Origin of the sequence: Microvirga sp. 2MCAF35, from assembly GCF_052115545.1 — a bacterium.
GTDB lineage: Bacteria > Pseudomonadota > Alphaproteobacteria > Rhizobiales > Beijerinckiaceae > Microvirga.
Genome location: NZ_JBFRGW010000015.1, coordinates 71,507 through 91,481 on the forward strand (window position 1 = coordinate 71,507; position 19,975 = coordinate 91,481).

The following is a 19,975-nucleotide window of genomic DNA, read 5'->3' on the forward strand; positions in this document are numbered from 1 at the left end:
AGACATGCCGTCATGGAACCGACATCAGGAACTCAATGTCCTCGCCGTCATCCATCTCCATGCGACGGTTCTCCAGCGCAGTGCGGAAACCCTCGATCGCATGCACTGTCACGAGCCTTAGACGCATCTTCTGGTCAGGGCTAAGGCTCTGGTAGAGGGGCTGCCATGCATCGGCCAGCTTCCTCAGGCCCGCCGCACGATCCGCCAATGCGTCGGCACGTGTTCGATACAGCTGCACTGGATCGATGTCGCGCCATTGGCCCATGGTCTCTCCCAATGAAGCCAACCGGCGGTAGCGTGTGTCGGCTCTGGCGCGGATGGCCTCTTCAACGGCAGGCCACAGTTTCTCCTGGTCCGGCGTGAGTTGCAGCGCCGCCTTGACCACACCGACCCGGATATCGGTGAGCATCTTGAACTCGGCCGGGTTGAGCGGTGTGCTCTCGGGCGTGCTGCCTGTGCCCGGTGAGGCTTGCTGTGCATGGGCCAGTGACGCACCGACGATGAACAAGGCCGCCACGGTAGCAATCATTCCCCTTTGCATGGCTATCTCCTGCTGTTTGCAATAGAAGACAGCCTAGCGATCAGGATGCAGGCTGCTTGATGCCTTGGGACGCCGCCTTAACAGTTTGGGACGCGTCATGGTTGTTGTACGATCCTCCACCCGTGATCTCTATCCGATCCGCTCGAAGCGAGGCTGACGGGATAATCCTCTCAGCTCTCAACGCGGCCAAGTCCCGAAATGCAAAGCGATTGTCCCAAGCGGACAAGAATGAACTCCGGATCTGGGCACAATGATGGGGCGACGCCGTGCCGGAACAGGAGGAGCCCGTGCCACGCTTCTTCTTTCATGTCAGGAGCATTCGTCAGGAACTGAGTCGCGACGAACTCGGTCTCGACTTCCCTGACGTGGAAACTGTCGTCCTCATGACTCTCTACGCGGCTCGGAGCATGCAGACCGCATTCGCCGTCCGCGGACGGGACCCACAGGATTACATCATCGAGGTGGTGAATGCTGCGGACGAACTTGTCTTCGAGGTTCCTTTCTCGGCGATCTTTGTCCATGAGATCGCGGGGCCGCCACTCCTCGCTTCCTAGAGCATCGAACGCAAAAATGGGTACCGGTTTTGCGTGTAAGATGTGAGAAACAATGACTTGGAGCATCGAACGTGAGTTCGAATTCACGTCCGACGCTCTAGCCTGTCATGCGGACCCTCAGGACAGCGTCAGCGAAGACCGAAATCAGTTCCCCGCAAGATGGACCCATAAAGAGACAAGGCGTCGCTGTGCATTGCGAGTGATGTCTGGCCCAGTGCCGTAAACAGGTGGTGTCCGCGATGGGCCGTGTTGATGCTCCGGTGGCATGTCGGAGCCCGAGCAAAAGCTGTTACCGGATTGGCGGGGCGTAAAGGATGCCCCCCATATTCCAGAGCTGGTTCAGGCCCCGCGGGATGCCGAGGCGAGACTCGACCCCGAGGTTCCGTTCGTAGATTTCGGCGTAGTTGCCGGCGGCCCGGACAGCGTGCAGCGCCCATGCATCTTCCAATCCAAGCATCTTGCCGGATCCGCCTTCCAAGCCCGCGAAGCGGCGCACATCGGGTTTGTTCGAGCTCGGTACCTCGTCTGCGTTCGCTGACGAAATACCGAGTTCCTCAGCATTCACGAGAGCGAAGTTCACCCACTTCACGATCGTGAACCATGCGAAATCGTCGGCGCGCGTCACCGGCCCAAGCGGCTCTTTTGAGATGATGTCCGGAAGAATAACCGTCTCGTTCGGGTTGGGGAGCTTCAGACGCTCGGCGAAGAGTGCGGACTGGTCGCGTGTCAGGACGTTGCATTGACCGGACTGAAAAGCCGCGAGGGCCTCGGCGGCACTGGGAAAGGCATGCTCCTCGAAGGTCATGGAATTGGAGCGGAAATAGTCCGCCAAATTGAGTTGACTCGTGGTTCCCTTCTCGACACACACCTTGGCTCGGTCGAGTTCAAGCGCCGAGGTGACGGCGGGATTCCGCATCACCATGAAACCCTGTCCGTCATGGTAGGTAATGCCCGCGAAAGCAAGCCCGAGCCCTGCTTCCCGCTCCAGAGTCCAGGTCGAGTTACGGGACAACAAGTCCACCCGGCCATCGCGCAGAGCACCGAACCGCTCCGCGGCGGAGAGCGGCACGAATGTAACCTTAGCCCGGTCGCTGAGGATGGCACCGGCGACCGCGCGGCAGAAATCGACATCGAAACCGGACCATTCGCCCTGAGCGCTACGCTCGGAGAACCCGAACAGGCCTTCGCTGACACCGCATTGCAAGGTGCCGCGTTGCTTCACGGTCTCCAGGGTTCCTGCGTCAGCAGGTGCCGACAGGGCAGCCAACATGCCAGCGAATACAATGGCTCGGGCCGTGTTCAACATGATCCTTGTTCTCCGACACATAACGGATGCGCGACTTTCCTGGTCTGCAAGAATGGACGAGATCTGCGGCTCACAGGCTGGCGCCGTGGCGGACGACCACCTTGGTGCCGAGCGGCACACGGGTGAACAGATCGATGATGTCGCCGTTGGCCAGCCTGAAACAGCCGGACGAGATCGCATGGCCGATCGTCTCCGGCTGATTGGTGCCGTGGATCCGAAAGACGGTCGAACCAAGGTAGAGAGCACGGGCTCCCATCGGATTACCCGGCCCCCCGGCCATGAACCGCGGGAGATAGGGTTGGCGCGCGATCATTTCCGGCGGCGGTCGCCAATCCGGCCACTCGGCCTTGCGGCTTACCTGCACCAGCCCGGACCATTGGAACCCCTCACGCCCGACGCCGATGCCATAACGAAGGGCCCGATTGTTGCCTTGCACGACATAGAGGAACCGCTCCGACGTATGGATGATGACGGTGCCGGGCGCCTCGTTCGATCGGAAGAAGACCATCTGCCGGGCAAAGGGACCGTCCGTGATGACGATTTCTTCCGTCGATATGCGGCCTGGTTCGTCACCGATCTCGAGCGTCTCCTGCTGCGGCTTGGCTCCAGACTGGGCTGCAGCTCGATCGACAAAACCAGATATCATCAACAATCCGGCAGCTAACGCCAGCGCTCGGCACGCGGCCGAAGTCCCGTGATGGTTCATTCGTAGGTGCCGCAAAGTGCTGTCCTCCGATTGTTGGGGCTCGACTGTCAGGCGCCGCAACGCACATACACGAACGTGCCGTAGCGACGGTTCGCGTCCGGATCGATGAAGCGCATAATCATCAGATTGTCGGTCGCGGTGAGGATTTCGCGATCCTGCGGGTGACCTGGAGGGGCCTCAAACCCGAGATAGGTCTTGCCCGCAGCGTCTCCCTTGAGCCTGAGTTCGTACAGCGTCGGATCATCCGCGACGTGCATCATCACGCCGTCGGTCGGACCTTCGGCAATTCTGTAAGGTTGACTGCATTGGGCCCGTGCTTCACGTTCCGTCCTTTGCCGATCCTTCTCGGTATGGAAGGACGCAGTGCCCCATCGACCGATCAGGCGCTCACGCCCGAAAGCTGCGGGAGCCACGGCAACGGCCGAGGAAGGTCCATCGTTCGAAGTGAGGGTGCAGCCGGTTACCGTCAGCACGATGGCGGTTGTAGCGACCAGATAAAGCCAGGTTCCCTTCTGCAGGGACGTGGGCCAAGATGATGCGATAATCGATCCGCGCCCCAACTCGGTACCCATGACCGGTGCTTTGTCGCCCGGCTTTAGAGGTGGCATATCCCGTTCCCCGTTTGTGCCCGCGGATGCCAGAATTCAGACCTCGGAGCCTGCGCGTTGCGCGCGTGCCGGGGGCATCTTCCGTGATCTCCGCTTCCCCTTGCTCATCCGGCGTTCATTCCGGCCGGAAGAGCACGCTAGGTCGCTCTCTTCCACGATGCTTGACACTTCTGGACGATTACTTGGCAGTTCGGGACAGGAGTGATGATCGAGCGAGCTTCAGAGCAGTGGGAAGTCCAGCGGGGAGAGAGTGGGCTGTAGGAAAAAATGATATTACGTGTGGATTCGATCGCGTAGCCGACGACATGATCTCTTGTTTAATAGCGCGATCATAGGCGGGCGCCGTCGCCACCTCTCAAGAAGCAGGATATCCGTCAAGCTCCTGAGTCTAAGTCCACGGCTCGGCTCATGCTCAGATGGAGCCGGTCATGTCTTGATGTTCTACCCACTGGCCGGAAACCTCAGCTATCCTATGTTAATTCAACACTGATCCAAGCTTGCGTGTCCGGCCACGGCGACCTTGTAGCTGGGCAAAGGCTTTCGGGGTCCCTAAAGGGTGATGACGATGAAGGACCCTGTGCTTCCGTCCACGAATGCCAGCGACCCTAATCCCATTGCTACCCAACGATCCGCCCGAACGCTTCTGCCCGGCCACATTCATTTAGGGGTTGCCAAGGAAATTGTCCCGACGCTGAGCGCCTTCGGCATCGATCCGGATCCCGTCATTCGCGTGGCCGGTTTAGACCCGCGCCTCTTCGAGGATGGTGCAAACATCATTCCGCATGCTGCCTTGGGCCGGCTTCTCACCTTGTGTGTGGCCCGCACACACTGCCCACATTTCGGATTGCTGGTGGGGCAACGCGCCACGATCCTATCGCTGGGGTTGGTCGGGCGGTTGATGCAGCATTCGGAGACGGTGGGCGATGCATTGAATGCGCTCGTGTCGAACTTGAGCATTCAGAACCGTGGTTCCGTCCCGTCGCTCACGATCTGCGGTGAGACGGCCCTGTTCACCTTCTCGGTCTACCAGCCCGAGACCGAGAGCGTCGACCAGATCACGGATGGCTCCCTTGCGGTGGCCGCCAACGCCATTGGTGCCGTGTGCGGTGGCGAATGGAGGCCAATGGAAGTCCTCTTGCCGCGTGCGGCTCCTAAAGATCCAGAGCCATTCCGGCGCCATTTCCGGGCTCCAGTCCGGTTCAACCAGGAGGTTGCCACCCTGGTCTTCGCATCCGGCGACCTAGAGCGAAAGGTGGTTGGAGCCGATCCCTTGCTGCGGGCTGTGCTGGAGGAGCGGATCAACGCGATGAAGGACCCTTCCGCTTCCACGTTCGTGGACGACATCCGGCGCCTGCTACGCACGCAGCTGACGAGCAACCGGTGTTCGGCGGAAGAGATTGCCAGTCTGCTGACGATGCACCGCCGTACGCTGAGCCGCCGCTTGAAGGGCAACGGAATACGTTATCGGACCCTCAACAATGAGATCCGGTTCGAGATTGCCCGGCAGTTGCTCGAGGATACCAAGGTGCCGCTCGCCGAGATCGCGGCTGCGCTTGGTTACTCCGAGGCCAGTGCCTTCACCCGCGCTTTTCGGCGCTGGTCAGGGCAATCGCCTCTCGCGTGGCGGACCGGTCTACCCTAACTCGGGTACGGACCGAATGGCGTCATCAGGGCACGCACAAGCCGGTTCTTTCCCGTGATGTTTCAGCGGCTCTGATTGCTGAAACTGCCGGATTGCTGACGCTTTGCACTGCCCACGTCAATGGGTGCGGCATCCGAGGCATCGTGGACCTGATCCGCCTCTGGATCGATGAGGACGATCCCGGCGAGCGCGCCGACGATGGCAAAGGCTCCGGCGAGCAGGAGGGCGTTGCGGACGCCATCTGTCACCCCGCTGCTGAAGTCGAGGATCATCCCGGTCACGGACGGTGCCAGAGGTCCCGCGAGTGTCGTGATGCCGTTGACGATGCCGAGAACCGCTCCGCGCTGCCGGGCTGGAGTGACGTCTGCGACCAGGACAGGACCGAGAACGAATATCACATTGACCAGGGAGAACGCGATGACCGTGCAGACGATGATCGGCAGTGATCCCTCCGAACGGGACAGCACGATCGTGATCAGCCCGGCGACCAGGGTTCCGGCACAGGCAATCGACCCGCAGGCGTGCCGGCTCGAAACCCCGCGTCGCTTCAGCCCATCCGAGAGGCTCGACATCGCCGGAAGGAATGCGATCTGGCCGAGGGAGACGAGCATCATGATCCAACCGGACTGGATCGGCGTGTAGCCGAAGGCCTGCGTCAGGAAAGTCGGCAACCAGACGAGGGCCAAGGTCAGGAGCCAATAGGCGGAGAAGCCGACCACCTGGACGCCGACAAGGGTCCGGCATCTGAGCAAGCGGCCGTATGAAATATTTCGAACTGGCTGATCCGCACCGCTAGAGAGTGCGCCGGGAGCCTCTCGGGTCACCAACAGCCAGGTGGCGCACCAAACGAGGCCTATGGCACCGAGAAAGCCGAATGCGGCATGCCAGGACCATGCAGTAATGATGACAACGATCACAGGTGCCGCGATGCCGTTGCCGGCGAGTGCGCCAATGGCAATGATGCTCGTCGGAAGGGCCCGGCGTTCGCTTGGGAACCACTTAAACGCGGCATGAGCTGCAACCGGGTAGGCAGGCCCTTGGCCGGCGCCGAGGGCGATCCTGTTGCCGATGAGGGCGGTGACGGAGACCGACAGCATGATGGGCAGCTGGCACAACGACCAGATCAATGCCAGTGCAGCCAGCACCCACCTGGTGGCAACGCGGTTCACCAGGAAGCCCCCGATCACAGCGCCGAGCGAGAACAGCGTGAAGAAGCTCGTCGCGATCAGGCCGAACTGAGTGTGGTTCAGCTCCAGCTCCTGCATGATGGGAACCGCGGCGAGACCAAGGACGGCTCGATCGGCGAAGTTGATGAGCATGAATAGGAACAGTAGCGCTACGACGATCCAAGGCTCGGCCCGGCTCTCGGTCGCTTTCGGAAGCGTGCTCGGCAGCTGCCTTCGCTTCATGTGTTTGGTCGGTCCTTCCCATCGGCACCGCGCGACCTGCGGGACGTGCCCAACGATGTCCGAAGCTTGCAAGCAGTTGTCACGATCGGCCCAGACCGGCCTCACGGTCTAGCCAAAGTGTACGTAACCGGTGGTAAGTTCAAGGCCCGCACTCAACCATACCTGACAGGCACCGATGAGCGGCGGCGCCAAACCGGCAAGGGAGCTCGGGTGACCGGCCGTATGTCGGGATCCGGTCCGAACGCGGCGAGGGCTGGGTGCGCCTCTGGGTCGAGGATAACGGCACCCCTCGACCGTGGTCTCGGCGAGGCTCCGGAGGCCGGTCCGGCGGTCGATCTTCCGGCGCGGCTGGCGGTGGTGCTGGGCATGGCCTTTCACGAGCTTGCCACCAACGCAGCCAAGTACGGCGCCCTCTCGACGGCATCGGGCCGGATCCAGGTGGACTGGACGGTCGAGAGCCGCGGCGAGGAGGCGATCCTGACCATCGACTGGTGCGAACTGGACGGACCCGCGCTCGAGACGGAGCGTAGGCCTGGCTTCGGATCGCGTCTATTGCGGCAGGCCATCACCCAGGAACTCGCCGGACATCTCGATCTTCGCTACGAGCGCGAGGGCGTTTGCTGCACCATCGCCGTTCCGAGCGGATCGGTTCGCCACCAGGCCGCGTAACGGTGAACCGGGTTCGGTTCTCCAGCCCCGATTTCCGCTGCTTTCACGGTCCTGAGGTCGGTCCCATGCAGGCATTGTCCGCCGGCGCGGCGAGCAGATATCACCGGAGCGCCTGCGCCAAGCCGTGAAGGTCGGTAGGCGTTGATCCAGAACGGTTGAAACTGTCTCAAGTCCGCCGTCGCTCGCGCGCAGCGAGGACGGGAAGGACGTACGAGCCTCGACCGGTGGGTCAATGGCCGGGATGTAGCGCATCGTTCAGATAGATGCAGGTCAGGACCGTGAAGACGTAGGCCTGTAGGCTCGCGACCAGGAACTCGAATGCCGTAAGCGCTACTGTCATGGCCAGGGGAAGGGGAGCCAGCAAGGCAAAGCCCAAGCCGGCCGCGCCCAGCGACACCACGAAACCACCGAACACCTTCAAGGCGATGTGCCCGCCGAGCATGTTGGCGAAGAGACGCAGGCTCAGCGAGAGCGGACGGGCGAGGAATGAAATCACCTCGATGAGCACAATCACCGGGAGTAGCCATTTCGGCACGCCTGAGGGGACGAAAAGTCCAAGGAAATGCATGCCGTGCTTCATGCTGCCGTAGATGACCACCGTCCCGATTACCAGCGTCGCCAGCGCGAAGGTGACGATGATCTGGCTGGTGACGGTGAAGAAGCCGGGGATCAGGCCGAGAAGATTGCATGTCAACACGAACATGAAGAGCGTGAACACGATGGGGAAGAACCTCATGCCCTCCTGTCCCGCCGTGTCCCTGATGGTGGTCCCGACAAACTCGTGCAGGATCTCCGCCGCCGATTGCCCGCGGCCGGGGACGACGGCACGTTTGCGCGTGGCCAGCATTAGGCCGCCCACGATGACCACCACGGCGACCGTCATGAATAGGGCGGCATTGGTGAAGGCGAAGTGCTTCCCCAAGGGAATGATAGGGGTGACGACGAATTGCTCCATGGGGCTAGCCATGGCCGCGTCTCCTGCTGGCGGGGTGCCCAAGAATACTCCACAGGGTCAGCAAACGCAAAGACAAGCGGGTGGCAGGTCCGTTGAACCGACATGATCGAAGCCCAGCATGCCCGAAATGTGAAGCCGGTGGCCAAAACGATCAACCGATGCAGGCACAGAGAGGTATACTCGCTGCCGCGAACGGCCGCACCCTGCATGCATGGCATGTCGGCATCCAGGTTCACCGGACGAGGCGGCATGGCCACGTGGGCAATTCTTTGAGCGCTCCATGACAGGCGTATTCAGACGCGGACATCGCGACGAGGGAGGGAAGCCGTGGCCACGCTACTGCTTGGGCTGATTGCGCAGGAACGGATCCTGTTCTCCGGCGAGGTGCGGGCCGTGATGCTGCCGGCGTCCGAAGGCGACATGACCTTCATGCCCGGGCACGAGCCGACCATGGTGATGCTCAACCCCGGCATCATCGCGGCGACCGATGTTCAGGGGCATTGGCCACCGCGCCTTCGTGCGGGGCGGGTTCGTCGAGATCACCAACACCGGCGTGTCGGTTCTGGCCAAGCGGCGCTACCACCGGAGGAACTCACGCGCGACCGCCTCGACGAGGAGATCCTGCGCCTGGAGACCATGCGCGAGGCCATCGGCTACGATCGGGCTCGCCGGGAGGCGGATTATGCCATCAGCCGCCTGGAGCAGGTGAAGACAACCCGCTCATTCTGAAACGGAAAAAGGAGGACGATCCATGACCACCATGCCGAAATCAGCGGGAACGTCGGAGGCGCTTCGCAGCAGCACCAGGATCGCAGTGCCGGAAGGCAACCAAGCGTTGGTCAATGCTGCGGAAGCCTGGTTCGCGGCAACTACCGAATGCCAGCGCGAGATGATCGGCTTCGTCTCGCTGCGGCTTGAAAAGGACGCCGCGACTACCCGCGAAATCATGGGCTGCCAGAATCTGGCGGACGTGGCAGCCGTCCACTCCCGCTGGATGGAGGAAACCTTGCGCGACTACAGTTCCGAGATGGGCAAGCTGACGACCATCTGCACCAGGTCCGCCAACGGCGGGTCTGGCCCGAAGGGGTAATGGTCTTCGGGCCGTGTTTCTCTGAGTGACGGATCATGTCCGCGTCAGGCGCGGGGCGTTTGCGCATATGACTCTTGTCCGCTCACCACGTGCTTGAGCGAACCTGGGCGACGGCTGCCGCCATCAGCTCGGCCATTTTCTCGCGGATCTGCTCGTCGGACTGGTTGACGCCCTTGGTCACGAAGTCGGCCCGAAGCTTCTCGACCAGGCCTTCGTCGACGACACGTGCCACCAGGCTGCCGCTGATTTCGTTGACATAGGCGTCGGCTTTCTGACCCGTGAGGCCGAGTTGGGTGGCGGCCCACTGTCCCAACAGCTTATTGCGCCGCGCCAGCGCCCTGAATCTCGCCTCCTCGTCATGCACGAACGTCTGCTCGAAGGCTTGCTCGCGATCTTGGAAAAGGGTCATGGACGCCTCCAGGGGTTATGGTGGCTACCAATAGGATTTTTGCCGCTCCGATCATACACCAAAACGATGTTCGCCTGACCATGACGTTGGATCGGGTCATACCGGGATGAATCCGGACCAAGGTCGTGCCGGCACAGGGTACGGGTGGCAAGTCTACCCTTGCTTCAACATGCACATCCTGATCGACAATCTGCGCCGGATGAGCAGCCGCTTCCTTCAGCCATAGAGCCGGATCCCGCGCTCGGGGTTGATTGGCAGATACCCGAATTTCACGGCAAGCGGCTTGCCAACGGCATTTGGCGGGCGCAGTGTTGGCGAGAGGATGATGGGTTAATCCCGGCCCCGGGTTCGCGCGATCGATTGAAGCGAACGCCTGCGGAAGGCGGGGGGAGAGCCGGGTCTTCACGGCCTGCCCCGTCATCCGGAGGCTTTTGCTGCCGAATCCGTCCGGTCCGCAGAGACCATCGATATGAAGGCGCATTCAGCGGGCAGCGTGATCGAGGATTTCAAATGACCAACTCCGACGATACGGTAAAGACGATGCTGCGCAACAAGCTTCTCGGCCGGTGGGCCGCCGAGAGACTGGGCCTGACGGGCCTGGACGCTGAGACCTATGCGGAGGGTTTCGCCAAGGGCGCGAATGATCCCGCAAACAGCGACGTGTTCAGCAAGATCCACCGGGACTTTGAGGCAGCGGGCATTGCAGAATCGGACGAACGGATCCTGAATGTCATGACCGAGCTTACGCTCAAGGCCGGGAATCTCATACCGACAGCACAGGGAGATTCCACCAGTGCCGCGGCGGTGACGCTCGCGCGCAAGCTCATGTGACCCTAAGGCCACTGTTGCGGTTGATGCATGAGGGCGGTGAACGCGCGAGAGCCTCCTCAGGCGGCCGGCGGACCGGGCCTGATTACGTCGATTTAAGTGCTGCACCATTCTCAACCGCTCTCACCTGCGCTGTGTCGGCGTGGGATCGTCCAGGCGTTCGCCGCAGGCAAAGCCCAGCCCCTGCGGATCCTCCTGGCGCGCGGCTGCGCGGTCCTTTGCGTCGAGACCCGAATGCCGGATCGTTGCGTCGAGATGGGCCAGATAGTGCCGCACCGCACTACGGTGCTATGTGCCCGGACATCATGTCGACAGGCTTCTCCGGCGCGGAAAGCGGGCACATCCGCATCGGCGACACGGTGGCCGTGTTCGCGCAGGGCCCGATCGGGCTCTGCGCCACGGCGGTGCGAAGCTGATGGGCGCCACCACCATCATCGCGGTCGAGAGCGTGCCGGAGCGGATCGAGGTGTCGCGGCGGATGGGCGCGGACCATGTGGTCGACTTCACGAAGGCGGATCCGGTCGAGGAGATCAGGCGTCTCACCGATGGGCGCGGCGTCGACGTGTCCATCGAGGCGCTCGGGCGCCAGCAGACCTTCGAGGCGGCGCTGCGCGTGCTTCGTCCCGGCGGCACCCTGTCGTCGCTCGGCGTGTACTCGGAGGATCTCAAGATCCCGCTCGACGGCTTCCTGGCCGGGCTGGGGGATCATACGATCCGCACCACGCTCTGTCCGGGCGGCAAGGAACGGATGCGTCGGCTGATCGGTGCGATCGCCTCTGGACGGGTCGACACGCGGCCGCTCGTAACGCATCGCTTCAAGCTCGACCGGATCGAGGAGGCCTATGACCTGTTCTCCCATCAGCGCGACGGCGTGCTGAAGGTTGCGATCACGCCATGACCCACGGCCACGATGCCGCCTGCCTTGGACAGATTGCTCCAGATCAAAGCAAGGTCCCGATGTTGATCCCATGATGGTCATCAACGGCTCCGGCATCAGCCGTATTCGAGCCGATGGAGGAGCGATGCGATGACCAGGGACATCATGGTACACCTCGATGGAAGTTCCGAGGACGAGATCCGGCTGGAGTACGGACAGGCGATCGCGACGGCGGGGCGGGCCCATCTGATCGGGATCTTCACCAACCAGCTTCCTGATCTCACGGTCGCCATGCCGATGGATGGGGGGGCGGCCGCGATCCAGGTTCTGACTGAGCTTCAGGACGAAGCCCTGAAGGACGGTGATGTCACAGCCGAGCGGCTGGCGGAGCGATTGACCAGTCTTCAAGTTCCAAGCGAGCTGCGCCGGTTCGACGAGACGTTCGATTCGTTAACCGAGAGGGTGGTGGATCAGGCCCGCTGCGCCGATCTCTTCATCGCCACGCGCCCCTATGGGGAGGCCAGGTCACCGGATGCGCCGGACCTTGCGGAGGCGGTGCTCTTCGGCAGCGGGCGCGCCTTGCTGCTCGTGCCGCCCGGCTGCCACCGTCAGGGGCCCATCGAAACCGTGCTAGTCGCGTGGAACGGCAGCCGCGAATCGGCCCGGGCGCTGCGCGAAGGACTGGAGTTCATCGAGCAGGCAGCCCGAACGGTCGTCCTGCTCGTAGACCCTCCATCGGATGCGGAATCCGGCATGGGGGTGAAGGTCCATCTCGCCCACCACAATGTCGTGGCGGAGGTCGTCACCGCTGACAGCCGGGACCGGGATGTCGCTGAGGTCATCCTCGAGGAGGCGAAGCGCGTTTCCGCAGATCTCATCATCATGGGAGCCTATGGCCATACGCGTCTCAGAGAGCGGGTGTTCGGTGGTGCGACTCGCGACATGCTCACCACCTCGGAAGGCACGATCCTGATTGCTCACTGAGATCGCGCGACGGTCGACCCAAGGCGGCTCCAAGGTTTGGGCTCCACGCGAAGGACACCGGAGAATGGCATGACGCGTATCGCCGTCATCCAGGGGCATCCCACGCGCGGCGGCGGTCATTTCTGCCACGCACTGGCGGATGCCTATGCCGAAGGGGTCCTGGTGGGCGGCCATGAGGTCCGTCTCGTCACCATTGCCGACCGCGATTTCCCGCTGCTGAGCTCGAAAGCCGATTGGGACGAGGCCCCGCCGCCAGCCGTCATCACGGAGGCCCAGCGGACGCTGGTTTGGGCCGAGCATCTCGTCATCATCTATCCTCTGTGGCTGGGAGGGATGCCCGCTCTGCTCAAGGGCTTCCTGGAGCAGACCCTGCGGCCCGCCTTCATGACGGGCGGGGCAAGGGCAGGCAGCAGTTGGAAGACGGCCCTCGCGGGACGCTCGTCGCGGATCATCATCACCATGGGGATGCCTGCCTTCGCGTATCGCTGGTATTTCGGGGCCCACGGCCTCAAGAGCCTCAAGCGCAGCATTCTGTCTCTGGTCGGCATCGGCCCGAACCGTCATACACTCATCGGTATGGTCGAGGGCATGAGCGACGCCAGGCGCACAGCGTGGATCGAGGCTATGCGTGGCCTCGGCAGGAGAGCGCGCTAGCATGCCGCGTCGATCTTTCCGGCCATCTCGGAAGCGCAGCCGCCACGGACGGCTGGGGTTGAGGCGAATACCGCGAAGGGCGACAATCTCTTTGCTTCGGATGGAATCCGCCTATGCCCGATCATGACTCCGCCGGCCTGTCAGCCTCCCTCTCGCCCCGACCCTCCCACGCGCCGGCGCCTTCTTCGCTGCAGGCGGTCTACCGGTTCACCCGTCCCATCCTGGTCGTCGTGCCCACCCTGGGACTGGTCCTTGGTCTTGCAGCGCACGTTACGGGCGGCGGCCAGTGGTCAGGGACGATCTGGGCCGCAGCGACGGTCCCGGTCCTGGGCGTCCTGATCATCGAGATCATCGGCAGCCTGCGGCGTGGGGATGTCGGACTGGACATCGTTGCCGCCCTATCCATGACCGGCGCGCTTGCGTTCGGAGAGCACCTCGCCGCCGTGGTCGTGGCCTTGATGTACGCCGGCGGGCAGTACCTCGAGAGCTTTGCCGAGCGCCGCGCAAACCACGAGATGACGGCGCTCCTGGCTCGCGCGCCGCGGACAGCCGTCCTCTACCGGGATGGCAAGCTCAAGGAGGTTGCGCTCGACGTCATCGCACCGAAGGATCGTCTGCTCGTTCGTCAGGGCGAGGTCGTTCCCGTGGACGGGTATGTCGCAAGCGGAGTGGCCGTCCTCGATCCCTCGGCCCTGACGGGCGAGGCCGTTCCCGTCCGGAAGGCAACAGGCGAGCCGGTTATGAGCGGCGTGATGAACGTCGGCGATGTCTTCGATCTCTCGGCAACGCACAGTGCCGCCGAGAGCACCTATGCCGGCATCGTTCGTCTGGTCGAAGCCGCCCAGCGCTCGAAGGCTCCCATGGCGCGGCTCGCGGACCGATTCGCCGTGGCATTCCTGGCCGCAACGATCATCCTCGCAGGCGGAGCCTGGCTGTGGAGCGGTGATCCGATCAGAGCCCTGGCCGTTCTCGTCATCGCGACCCCGTGCCCCCTGATCTTGGCCGTGCCCGTGGCGATCGTCGCCGGTGTCTCGCGCGCCGCGAAATCCGGAGTGTTGATAAAGGGCGGACGGGCATTGGAAACCCTCGCCCATGTGCGGGCTCTGGTCATCGATAAGACCGGCACCCTCACGCATGGGCAAGCGCGGATCGTCCACATCCACCCGATGAGCCTGTCCTCAAAAAAGCTTCTCCAGCTCGCAGCATCGCTCGACCAAGCGTCGAAGCATGTCATTGCGCAGGCGCTCGTTGCCGCGGCACAGGCCGAAGCGCTCGACCTTCTGCCTCCCACGGCAGTCGAGGAGATCCCGGGCGAGGGTTTGGAAGGGATCGTCGACGGCCACCGTGTGGTCGTGGGAGGCGTCCGGTTCGTCTCGCAACGTGTTCCGAAGATTGCCGGGGCATTCGCCGACGGTCATTATCCCGTCGGAGCGGTCGCCGTCGCCGTGGCGATCGATGGCGAACCTGCCGGGCTCCTGATCCTGGCGGATGCTCTGCGCTCGGAATCCGCTCACGTGATCGACAGCCTTCGGCGGTTGGGGATCAGCCGCATCGTCCTGGCCTCCGGAGACCGCCGCGACGTGGCGGAAGCCGTCACCGTCGGACTGCATCTCGATGAAGTCCATTCTAACCTCAAACCGGATCGGAAGATCGCCATCGTGCAGGCCGAGAAGCAATATGGCCCCGTGATGATGATCGGCGACGGCGTCAACGATGCGCCGGCTCTGGCTGCAGCCGATTTGGGTGTTGCCATGGGTGCCAGGGGGGCCGCCGCCTCCGCCGAGGCGGCCGACGTGGTTCTTCTCGTCGACCGCCTCGACAGGATACCGATGGCGATCGAAGCCGCGCGCTGGTCCCGGCGCATCGCGCTCCAGAGCGTCTATGCCGGGATCGGCCTTTCCGGTGCCGGAATGATCGTGGCTGCGCTGGGCTATCTCACCCCCGTGCAGGGAGCCCTGATCCAGGAGGTCATCGATGTCGCCGTGATCCTGAACGCCTTGCGGGCCCTATGGGGTGGCGGGACATACCGTCTTGGCGGATGATGTTCGAGCCATAGTTCAGAAGAGAGCTATGCTCCGACGTGCCGGAAGCTTGTGCTCCCGAAATGATCTTGGAGGAACCGGGCGTAGGTCGCGTAGAGCAGCGCGCCTGGGGGAATGGCGGGCGGGGTTTGTCGCTGAACTCTCATCGGCTTGCCTGTCCCATGTAGAGCCCTCTTACCGAAGTGAGGTGTACCGATGCATGTCGCAGTTTTCAGCACCAAATCCTATGACCGGCGTTTCCTGAGCGCCGCGAACGATGCATACGGCCACAAGCTGTCCTTTTTCGACGCACGTCTCTCGGCCGAAACAAGTCAACTCGCCACAGGCGCAGAGGCCGTCTGTGCGTTCGTGAACGACGAAGTGGATCGAGAGGTTCTCGCCAGTCTCGCGTCCGGGGGGATCAGACTTGTGGCACTGCGCTCGGCCGGGGTGAACAACGTCGATCTGGAGGCCGCCCAGCGTGAGGGGGTCACGGTCGCGCGGGTGCCGGCCTATTCCCCGTATGCGGTCGCAGAGCACACAGTTGCGCTCATCCTGACCCTGAACCGGAAGACCCATCGGGCGTACAATCGGGTGCGCGAAGGCAACTTCGCCCTGGAGGGACTGCTTGGGTTCGATCTCAATGGCAAGACGGCCGGTGTGGTCGGGACCGGGAAGATCGGGGAAATCGTGGCGAAGATCATGACAGGATTCGGATGTACGGTCCTGGGGCACGACGTTCGCCCGAACCCGGCCTGTGAGGCCATGGGCGTGCGGTATGTGCCTATGGAGGAGCTCTTCTCTTCCTGTGATCTCATCACTCTTCACTGCCCGTTGACGCCGGCAACGCATCACCTGATCAACGCCGAGGCGGTGAAGCGAATGAAACCCGGCGTGATGCTCGTCAACACGAGCCGAGGCGGCGTGGTCGATACCCGCGCCGTCATCAAGGGTCTCAAGGACGGCACCATCGGAAGCCTCGGGCTCGACGTCTACGAGGAGGAGACCGACCTGTTCTTTGAGGATCTTTCAAATCGTTTCATCAGCGATGATGTCTTTGCGAGATTGCTGACGTTTCCCAATGTGCTCATGACCGGACATCAAGCGTTTTTCACCAAGGAGGCGCTGACCAATATTGCCGAGACGACGATGGCGAACATAACGGCGTTCGAGACGAGCGGGCGGGCTGTGCATGAAGTCTCGGTCGAGAAGAACGTGGGAAAGTGATCAGCCGCCGTCCCTGCGACGGTCCGATCGAGATTGCGCCTATCTGCGCTCCTGGAGCAACTCGATCTGCATCTCCTGGATCTCGGCCAAGCGCTCCCATTGCCGCGTGATCAGGTGATCCAGCTTCTCGTGCAGGTGCCGGATCTCAAGCTCCGCCTTCAGGTTGACCTGGTAGTCGTTGAGGGAGCGCAGCCGGTCCTTTGCCTCCTGCCTCCTCTGGCTCATCATGATAATCGGGGCCTGAACGGCCGCGAGGCAGGATAGCAGCAGATTGAGCAGGATATAGGGATAGGGGTCGAAGGCTCCGGTCCCGCGCAGGTCGTTGACGAGGATCCACGCGGCTAGGACGAACCCGAAGGCGATCAGGAATGGCCAGCTCCCGCCGAAAGTCGCGAGACCGTCCGACAGGCGCTCTCCGAAGGTGCGCCTCTCGTTGAAGCTCTCCTCGACATTCGTCGAAACCATACTGCCCTCGGCGAGACTACGCGCCACTTCCTTGTCTAGTTTCGTCAGCTCGCCCCGCTCCTGGCGCAGGAGTTCCTCCACATAGCGCAGGCGGTACTGGTCGACCGCGGCCCTGCTAACTCGGCTTTGGGCGTCAAGCGACGGGTGATCCTGTCGGATCCGGTCGGCGAGCGCCGGGTGTAACTGGTCGAAGGGGAGGAAGTCCTTCGGGGGATATGCCTTGCCCGTGATGGGGCAGGTGCCATTGGGAGACACTGTGTGAGAGGTCATGATCGCCGTTCCGCCGAATTGGTACGGACCGAACCTAACTGCTCGACGCGGGTGTACCAAGGTGCCATCCTCAACGCCCGAAGATTCCCCGCACCCAGGAGGGTCCCTTGTCGCTTCGCCTCCACTTCCACGGCGCCGCTCGAACCGTGACGGGCTCCTGTTTCCTGCTCGAGACGGATGTGGCCCGCGTCCTGATCGATTGCGGCATGTTCCAGGGTTCGAAGGAGGAGAGGGAGCTTAACTACCAGCGCTTCCCATTCCGCGCCGCAGAAATCGATGCTCTCTGCCTCACCCATGCCCACATCGATCATAGCGGCCTCGTGCCGAAGCTCGTGAAAGCCGGCTTCGACGGACCGATCTACGCCACGGCCGGAACGGTCGATTTGGCGTCGATCATGCTGCCGGATTCCGGCTACATCCAGGAGATGGAGGTCGATCAGCTCAACCTCCGCAACCGCCGCCGGGGTCGGGAGGCCGTATCCCCGATCTATACGGAGGAGGACGCGGTCGCGTGCCTCAAGCAGTTCCGGCCCGTGGCCTACGGCCAGTGGCAGGAGGTCGCCCCGGGCTTCCGCGCCCGCTACTGGAATGCCGGCCATCTTCTGGGTTCGGCCTCCATCGAGGTGGAGGTAACCCATGGCAGCGAGGGGCAACCAATCCGGCTCCTGTTCTCGGGTGACGTCGGCCCCGATCACAAGCTCCTTCAGCCCGGTCCTGACGGCCCGCGCGACCTCGATTACGCGCTCCTGGAGTCCACCTACGGCGGTACGGATCGCGCGGGCACCACCATCGAGAGCCGCCGCCGGATGCTGCGCGACGAGGTCCGCGTGGCGATGCACCCGAGTGGAGTGCTGCTGATCCCATCGTTCGCGGTGGAGAGGACGCAGGAACTCCTCGTCGACCTGATGGAACTCATGGAGGCGGGTGAACTGCCCGAGATTCCGATCTTTATCGATTCTCCGTTGGCCTCGAAGGCCAGCGCCATCTTCAAGCGGCACGCCGGGGATCTTCGGAACGGCGCCGACCTTGTCGACGCGCTGGAATCCCGCTGGGTTCGCTTCACGGAAAGCGTGGAAGAGAGCAAGGCCATCGACCGCATCCACAGCTTCCACATCATCATCGCGGCGAGCGGCATGTGTGAGGCAGGCCGCATCCGGCATCATCTGAAGGCTTGGCTCTGGCGGGACGAAGCCACTGTTCTCTTCGTCGGCTTTCAGGCGCAGGGAACACTCGGGCGTATCCTTCAGGATGGTGCCTCGAAGGTGCGGATCCACGGCGAGGAGGTGAAAGTCCGCGCCCGGATGCGGACGCTCGACCTCTATTCGGGGCATGCGGATGGGCCGGAGTTGAAGGCTTGGTTGGCCGAGCGCCTTCCGGTCCGACGCGGGGTCTTCCTCGTGCATGGGGAGGATGCGCCGCTCAAGGCGCTGCAAGCGTCTCTCGGGAGCCTCGATCACGCGCCCGCTGCCGTCATTCCGGAGATCGATGATGTCTATGATCTGATGCGCGATCGGGCGGTTCGGATCGAGCGCCATGAGGAGCGCCTCCCGCCGGCGAGCGCAGGCCATCGGGACTGGCACAACGACTATGCGGAGATGCTTCTGGAGATCAGCGATGCCGTGGCGGCGGCGGCCGACAGGAAGGCGAAGGGGGTCATCATCAGGCGCATCAGGGACGCCTTGAAGAACGAATCAAGGGATTAAGGCTGGTTGACCCACCGTCTTCTTTCGTTATCCCGATCAGGATGCTGCGAATGTTCTGTCGCCATCCACCACGTGAAGGTCGGTCCGGCACACCACGCAGGCTCCCACCGCGGCGCGGATCTCGTGTTCTTCAACGTACGGAAGCGGGTGAGGGCAGGGGCCGCTCCTCATAAGCCGGGGATGTGCGCGCCTCGTGGAGGTCCATCGCATCCATGAACCGGACTTCCTTCATCCTGCGATCCCAGGGCGGCGCCTACTGACTGGAAACAGCTTCTCCCCTGCTCCTGCAACTCCTCGAGTGCCGCGATGTAGGATGCACGGCGGTTCTGATGGTCTCGCCAAAGCCGGGCGCTCCTCCTGCGCTTGAGGCTCTCGTCGCCAAGTCCGTGCTCGATGGCTTCGAGCCGTTTCTCGCAGGCAAGGTCGAGGTCGGCGAGATCGGCCAGGAGCGACCGAAGCCGGGGCAGGATGTCGGCCGAATACACTCGATTCGTAGACGTTGTTTCCTGCAAACGCCGCCGCCACCCATGTGTCGATATGGCTTTCTCCGCGATGATCCGGGTTCGTGGGTGGCCTTCGCTCAAGCTCCTGGCCCAGGTTAAGCGGGATCGGTGGTGAACCGAAGGCAACTCGGCGGCCGGAAATCCTCGAACGGAACGGGACAATGCTGAGCTGCTTCGTCCGGACGTGCCTTGATCTGAAACAAACCGCGCCCGGGAACGGTGGTATACTGGAAGCCCGTTCGTGGAGGCGGCGCGGCATTGATCCCGTGCCGCGTCCCGATCGGCAGGAGGAGGACACGATCTCGTGTGTCTCTCGTCTCTTGATGATCGCCGCGAGTGCCGCGACGAGCTGGCTCGTAGCCGAGGATACTCCCGACTTCGGTATCATCCAGGTGATGGTGTCCATTGGCCAGCCCCCGCGAGGTGGTCCGGGGTTAATGTTAGTGCATGATGGGTCGTGGGGCTACGGTGGGTGTGGCCTGCGGAGCTGGTCTGGGTTGCGCAGCCGGCCATAGCACTACCTCGGGTGCGGGTGGCTTGTAGCCGAGCGATGA

General features: G+C 62.8%; 20 protein-coding genes and 1 pseudogene. 12 read left to right on the top strand and 9 right to left on the bottom strand.

The features are described 5' to 3' along the window. Positions 1-10: 10 nt before the first annotated feature. On the bottom strand, positions 11-529 hold the full coding sequence (locus AB4097_RS10040; protein WP_442039016.1) for a Spy/CpxP family protein refolding chaperone: 519 nt from the start codon (positions 527-529) through the stop codon (positions 11-13). 299 nt (positions 530-828) lie between these two features. On the opposite strand from AB4097_RS10040, the gene AB4097_RS10045 reads away from it, so the two are divergent. Next, positions 829-1,095: a DUF6894 family protein gene (locus AB4097_RS10045; RefSeq protein WP_442039018.1), complete on the top strand. Its 267-nt coding sequence runs from the start codon at positions 829-831 to the stop codon at positions 1,093-1,095. 289 nt (positions 1,096-1,384) lie between these two features. Here AB4097_RS10045 and AB4097_RS10050 read toward each other — a convergent pair whose 3' ends face one another. The 3 genes from AB4097_RS10050 to AB4097_RS10060 all read right to left on the bottom strand — a co-directional run bounded on the left by AB4097_RS10050 (position 1,385) and on the right by AB4097_RS10060 (position 3,715). Beyond that, on the bottom strand, positions 1,385-2,401 hold the full coding sequence (locus tag AB4097_RS10050) for an amino acid ABC transporter substrate-binding protein (RefSeq protein ID WP_442039020.1): 1,017 nt from the start codon (positions 2,399-2,401) through the stop codon (positions 1,385-1,387). A gap of 70 nt (positions 2,402-2,471) precedes the next feature. Beyond that, positions 2,472-3,107 (bottom strand): L,D-transpeptidase, encoded by a 636-nt coding sequence (locus AB4097_RS10055; protein WP_442039022.1) that lies wholly within the window; start codon positions 3,105-3,107, stop codon positions 2,472-2,474. 47 nt (positions 3,108-3,154) lie between these two features. Further along, positions 3,155-3,715: a hypothetical protein gene (locus tag AB4097_RS10060; RefSeq protein ID WP_442039024.1), complete on the bottom strand. Its 561-nt coding sequence runs from the start codon at positions 3,713-3,715 to the stop codon at positions 3,155-3,157. Positions 3,716-4,280: 565 nt separating this feature from the next. Between AB4097_RS10060 and AB4097_RS10065 the strand changes: the two genes are divergently transcribed. Beyond that, positions 4,281-5,357, top strand: a complete 1,077-nt coding sequence (locus AB4097_RS10065) for an AraC family transcriptional regulator (protein ID WP_442039026.1) — start codon at positions 4,281-4,283, stop codon at positions 5,355-5,357. 62 nt (positions 5,358-5,419) lie between these two features. Here the strand turns inward: AB4097_RS10065 and AB4097_RS10070 are convergent, their stop codons facing one another. Continuing rightward, positions 5,420-6,766 (bottom strand): MFS transporter, encoded by a 1,347-nt coding sequence (locus AB4097_RS10070; RefSeq protein WP_442039028.1) that lies wholly within the window; start codon positions 6,764-6,766, stop codon positions 5,420-5,422. Between the two features lie 210 nt (positions 6,767-6,976). Between AB4097_RS10070 and AB4097_RS10075 the strand changes: the two genes are divergently transcribed. Beyond that, the gene (locus AB4097_RS10075; protein ID WP_442039030.1) at positions 6,977-7,435 is read left to right on the top strand and encodes a hypothetical protein; all 459 of its coding nucleotides are present in this window, start codon (positions 6,977-6,979) and stop codon (positions 7,433-7,435) included. A 229-nt stretch (positions 7,436-7,664) separates the two neighbouring features. On the opposite strand, the gene AB4097_RS10080 is transcribed toward AB4097_RS10075, so the two are convergent. Beyond that, positions 7,665-8,402: a F0F1 ATP synthase subunit A gene (locus tag AB4097_RS10080; protein ID WP_442039032.1), complete on the bottom strand. Its 738-nt coding sequence runs from the start codon at positions 8,400-8,402 to the stop codon at positions 7,665-7,667. A gap of 315 nt (positions 8,403-8,717) precedes the next feature. Here AB4097_RS10080 and AB4097_RS10085 point away from each other — a divergent pair, with 315 nt between their 5' ends. Next, entirely contained in the window at positions 8,718-9,119 is a 402-nt protein-coding gene (locus AB4097_RS10085; protein WP_442039034.1) for a F0F1 ATP synthase subunit epsilon, read from the top strand. 22 nt (positions 9,120-9,141) lie between these two features. Next, positions 9,142-9,480, top strand: coding sequence for a phasin family protein (locus AB4097_RS10090; protein ID WP_442039036.1), 339 nt, complete (start codon positions 9,142-9,144; stop codon positions 9,478-9,480). 82 nt (positions 9,481-9,562) lie between these two features. On the opposite strand, the gene AB4097_RS10095 is transcribed toward AB4097_RS10090, so the two are convergent. After that, complete coding sequence (locus tag AB4097_RS10095) at positions 9,563-9,889, bottom strand: DUF1476 domain-containing protein (RefSeq protein ID WP_442039038.1); 327 nt, start codon at positions 9,887-9,889, stop codon at positions 9,563-9,565. Between the two features lie 510 nt (positions 9,890-10,399). Between AB4097_RS10095 and AB4097_RS10100 the strand changes: the two genes are divergently transcribed. Further along, positions 10,400-10,720, top strand: coding sequence for an ATPase inhibitor subunit zeta (locus AB4097_RS10100; protein WP_442039040.1), 321 nt, complete (start codon positions 10,400-10,402; stop codon positions 10,718-10,720). A 120-nt stretch (positions 10,721-10,840) separates the two neighbouring features. On the opposite strand, the gene AB4097_RS10105 is transcribed toward AB4097_RS10100, so the two are convergent. Next, the gene (locus tag AB4097_RS10105; RefSeq protein WP_442039070.1) at positions 10,841-10,993 is read right to left on the bottom strand and encodes a hypothetical protein; all 153 of its coding nucleotides are present in this window, start codon (positions 10,991-10,993) and stop codon (positions 10,841-10,843) included. 11 nt (positions 10,994-11,004) lie between these two features. On the opposite strand from AB4097_RS10105, the pseudogene AB4097_RS10110 reads away from it, so the two are divergent. The 5 genes and pseudogenes from AB4097_RS10110 to AB4097_RS10130 all read left to right on the top strand — a co-directional run. After that, a pseudogene (locus tag AB4097_RS10110) lies at positions 11,005-11,615 on the top strand (zinc-binding dehydrogenase); the annotation flags it as partial. A gap of 129 nt (positions 11,616-11,744) precedes the next feature. Next, positions 11,745-12,578, top strand: coding sequence for a universal stress protein (locus AB4097_RS10115; RefSeq protein ID WP_442039042.1), 834 nt, complete (start codon positions 11,745-11,747; stop codon positions 12,576-12,578). 69 nt (positions 12,579-12,647) lie between these two features. Beyond that, entirely contained in the window at positions 12,648-13,232 is a 585-nt protein-coding gene (locus tag AB4097_RS10120) for an NAD(P)H-dependent oxidoreductase (RefSeq protein ID WP_442039044.1), read from the top strand. 113 nt (positions 13,233-13,345) lie between these two features. Further along, positions 13,346-15,274 carry a heavy metal translocating P-type ATPase gene (locus tag AB4097_RS10125; RefSeq protein ID WP_442039046.1) on the top strand — a complete coding sequence of 643 codons (1,929 nt, stop codon included), beginning with the start codon at positions 13,346-13,348 and terminating at the stop codon, positions 15,272-15,274. 195 nt (positions 15,275-15,469) lie between these two features. Continuing rightward, on the top strand, positions 15,470-16,480 hold the full coding sequence (locus AB4097_RS10130) for a 2-hydroxyacid dehydrogenase (protein WP_442039048.1): 1,011 nt from the start codon (positions 15,470-15,472) through the stop codon (positions 16,478-16,480). Positions 16,481-16,519: 39 nt separating this feature from the next. Here AB4097_RS10130 and AB4097_RS10135 read toward each other — a convergent pair whose 3' ends face one another. Continuing rightward, the gene (locus AB4097_RS10135) at positions 16,520-17,215 is read right to left on the bottom strand and encodes a DUF1003 domain-containing protein (protein WP_442039050.1); all 696 of its coding nucleotides are present in this window, start codon (positions 17,213-17,215) and stop codon (positions 16,520-16,522) included. 107 nt (positions 17,216-17,322) lie between these two features. Between AB4097_RS10135 and AB4097_RS10140 the strand changes: the two genes are divergently transcribed. Further along, a complete protein-coding gene (locus AB4097_RS10140; protein ID WP_442039054.1) occupies positions 17,323-18,918 on the top strand; it encodes an MBL fold metallo-hydrolase in 1,596 nt (531 codons plus the stop codon). Positions 18,919-19,975 lie beyond the last annotated feature (1,057 nt).

Coding starts and splice junctions, on each gene's coding strand:
- AB4097_RS10040 (WP_442039016.1), bottom strand. CDS start 529: ATGATTGCTACCGTGGCGGCCTTGTTCATCGTCGGTGCGTCACTGGCC.
- AB4097_RS10050 (WP_442039020.1), bottom strand. CDS start 2,401: ATGTTGAACACGGCCCGAGCCATTGTATTCGCTGGCATGTTGGCTGCC.
- AB4097_RS10055 (WP_442039022.1), bottom strand. CDS start 3,107: ATGAACCATCACGGGACTTCGGCCGCGTGCCGAGCGCTGGCGTTAGCT.
- AB4097_RS10060 (WP_442039024.1), bottom strand. CDS start 3,715: ATGCCACCTCTAAAGCCGGGCGACAAAGCACCGGTCATGGGTACCGAG.
- AB4097_RS10065 (WP_442039026.1), top strand. CDS start 4,281: ATGAAGGACCCTGTGCTTCCGTCCACGAATGCCAGCGACCCTAATCCC.
- AB4097_RS10070 (WP_442039028.1), bottom strand. CDS start 6,766: ATGAAGCGAAGGCAGCTGCCGAGCACGCTTCCGAAAGCGACCGAGAGC.
- AB4097_RS10080 (WP_442039032.1), bottom strand. CDS start 8,402: ATGGCTAGCCCCATGGAGCAATTCGTCGTCACCCCTATCATTCCCTTG.
- AB4097_RS10090 (WP_442039036.1), top strand. CDS start 9,142: ATGACCACCATGCCGAAATCAGCGGGAACGTCGGAGGCGCTTCGCAGC.
- AB4097_RS10095 (WP_442039038.1), bottom strand. CDS start 9,889: ATGACCCTTTTCCAAGATCGCGAGCAAGCCTTCGAGCAGACGTTCGTG.
- AB4097_RS10100 (WP_442039040.1), top strand. CDS start 10,400: ATGACCAACTCCGACGATACGGTAAAGACGATGCTGCGCAACAAGCTT.
- AB4097_RS10115 (WP_442039042.1), top strand. CDS start 11,745: ATGACCAGGGACATCATGGTACACCTCGATGGAAGTTCCGAGGACGAG.
- AB4097_RS10120 (WP_442039044.1), top strand. CDS start 12,648: ATGACGCGTATCGCCGTCATCCAGGGGCATCCCACGCGCGGCGGCGGT.
- AB4097_RS10125 (WP_442039046.1), top strand. CDS start 13,346: ATGCCCGATCATGACTCCGCCGGCCTGTCAGCCTCCCTCTCGCCCCGA.
- AB4097_RS10130 (WP_442039048.1), top strand. CDS start 15,470: ATGCATGTCGCAGTTTTCAGCACCAAATCCTATGACCGGCGTTTCCTG.
- AB4097_RS10135 (WP_442039050.1), bottom strand. CDS start 17,215: ATGACCTCTCACACAGTGTCTCCCAATGGCACCTGCCCCATCACGGGC.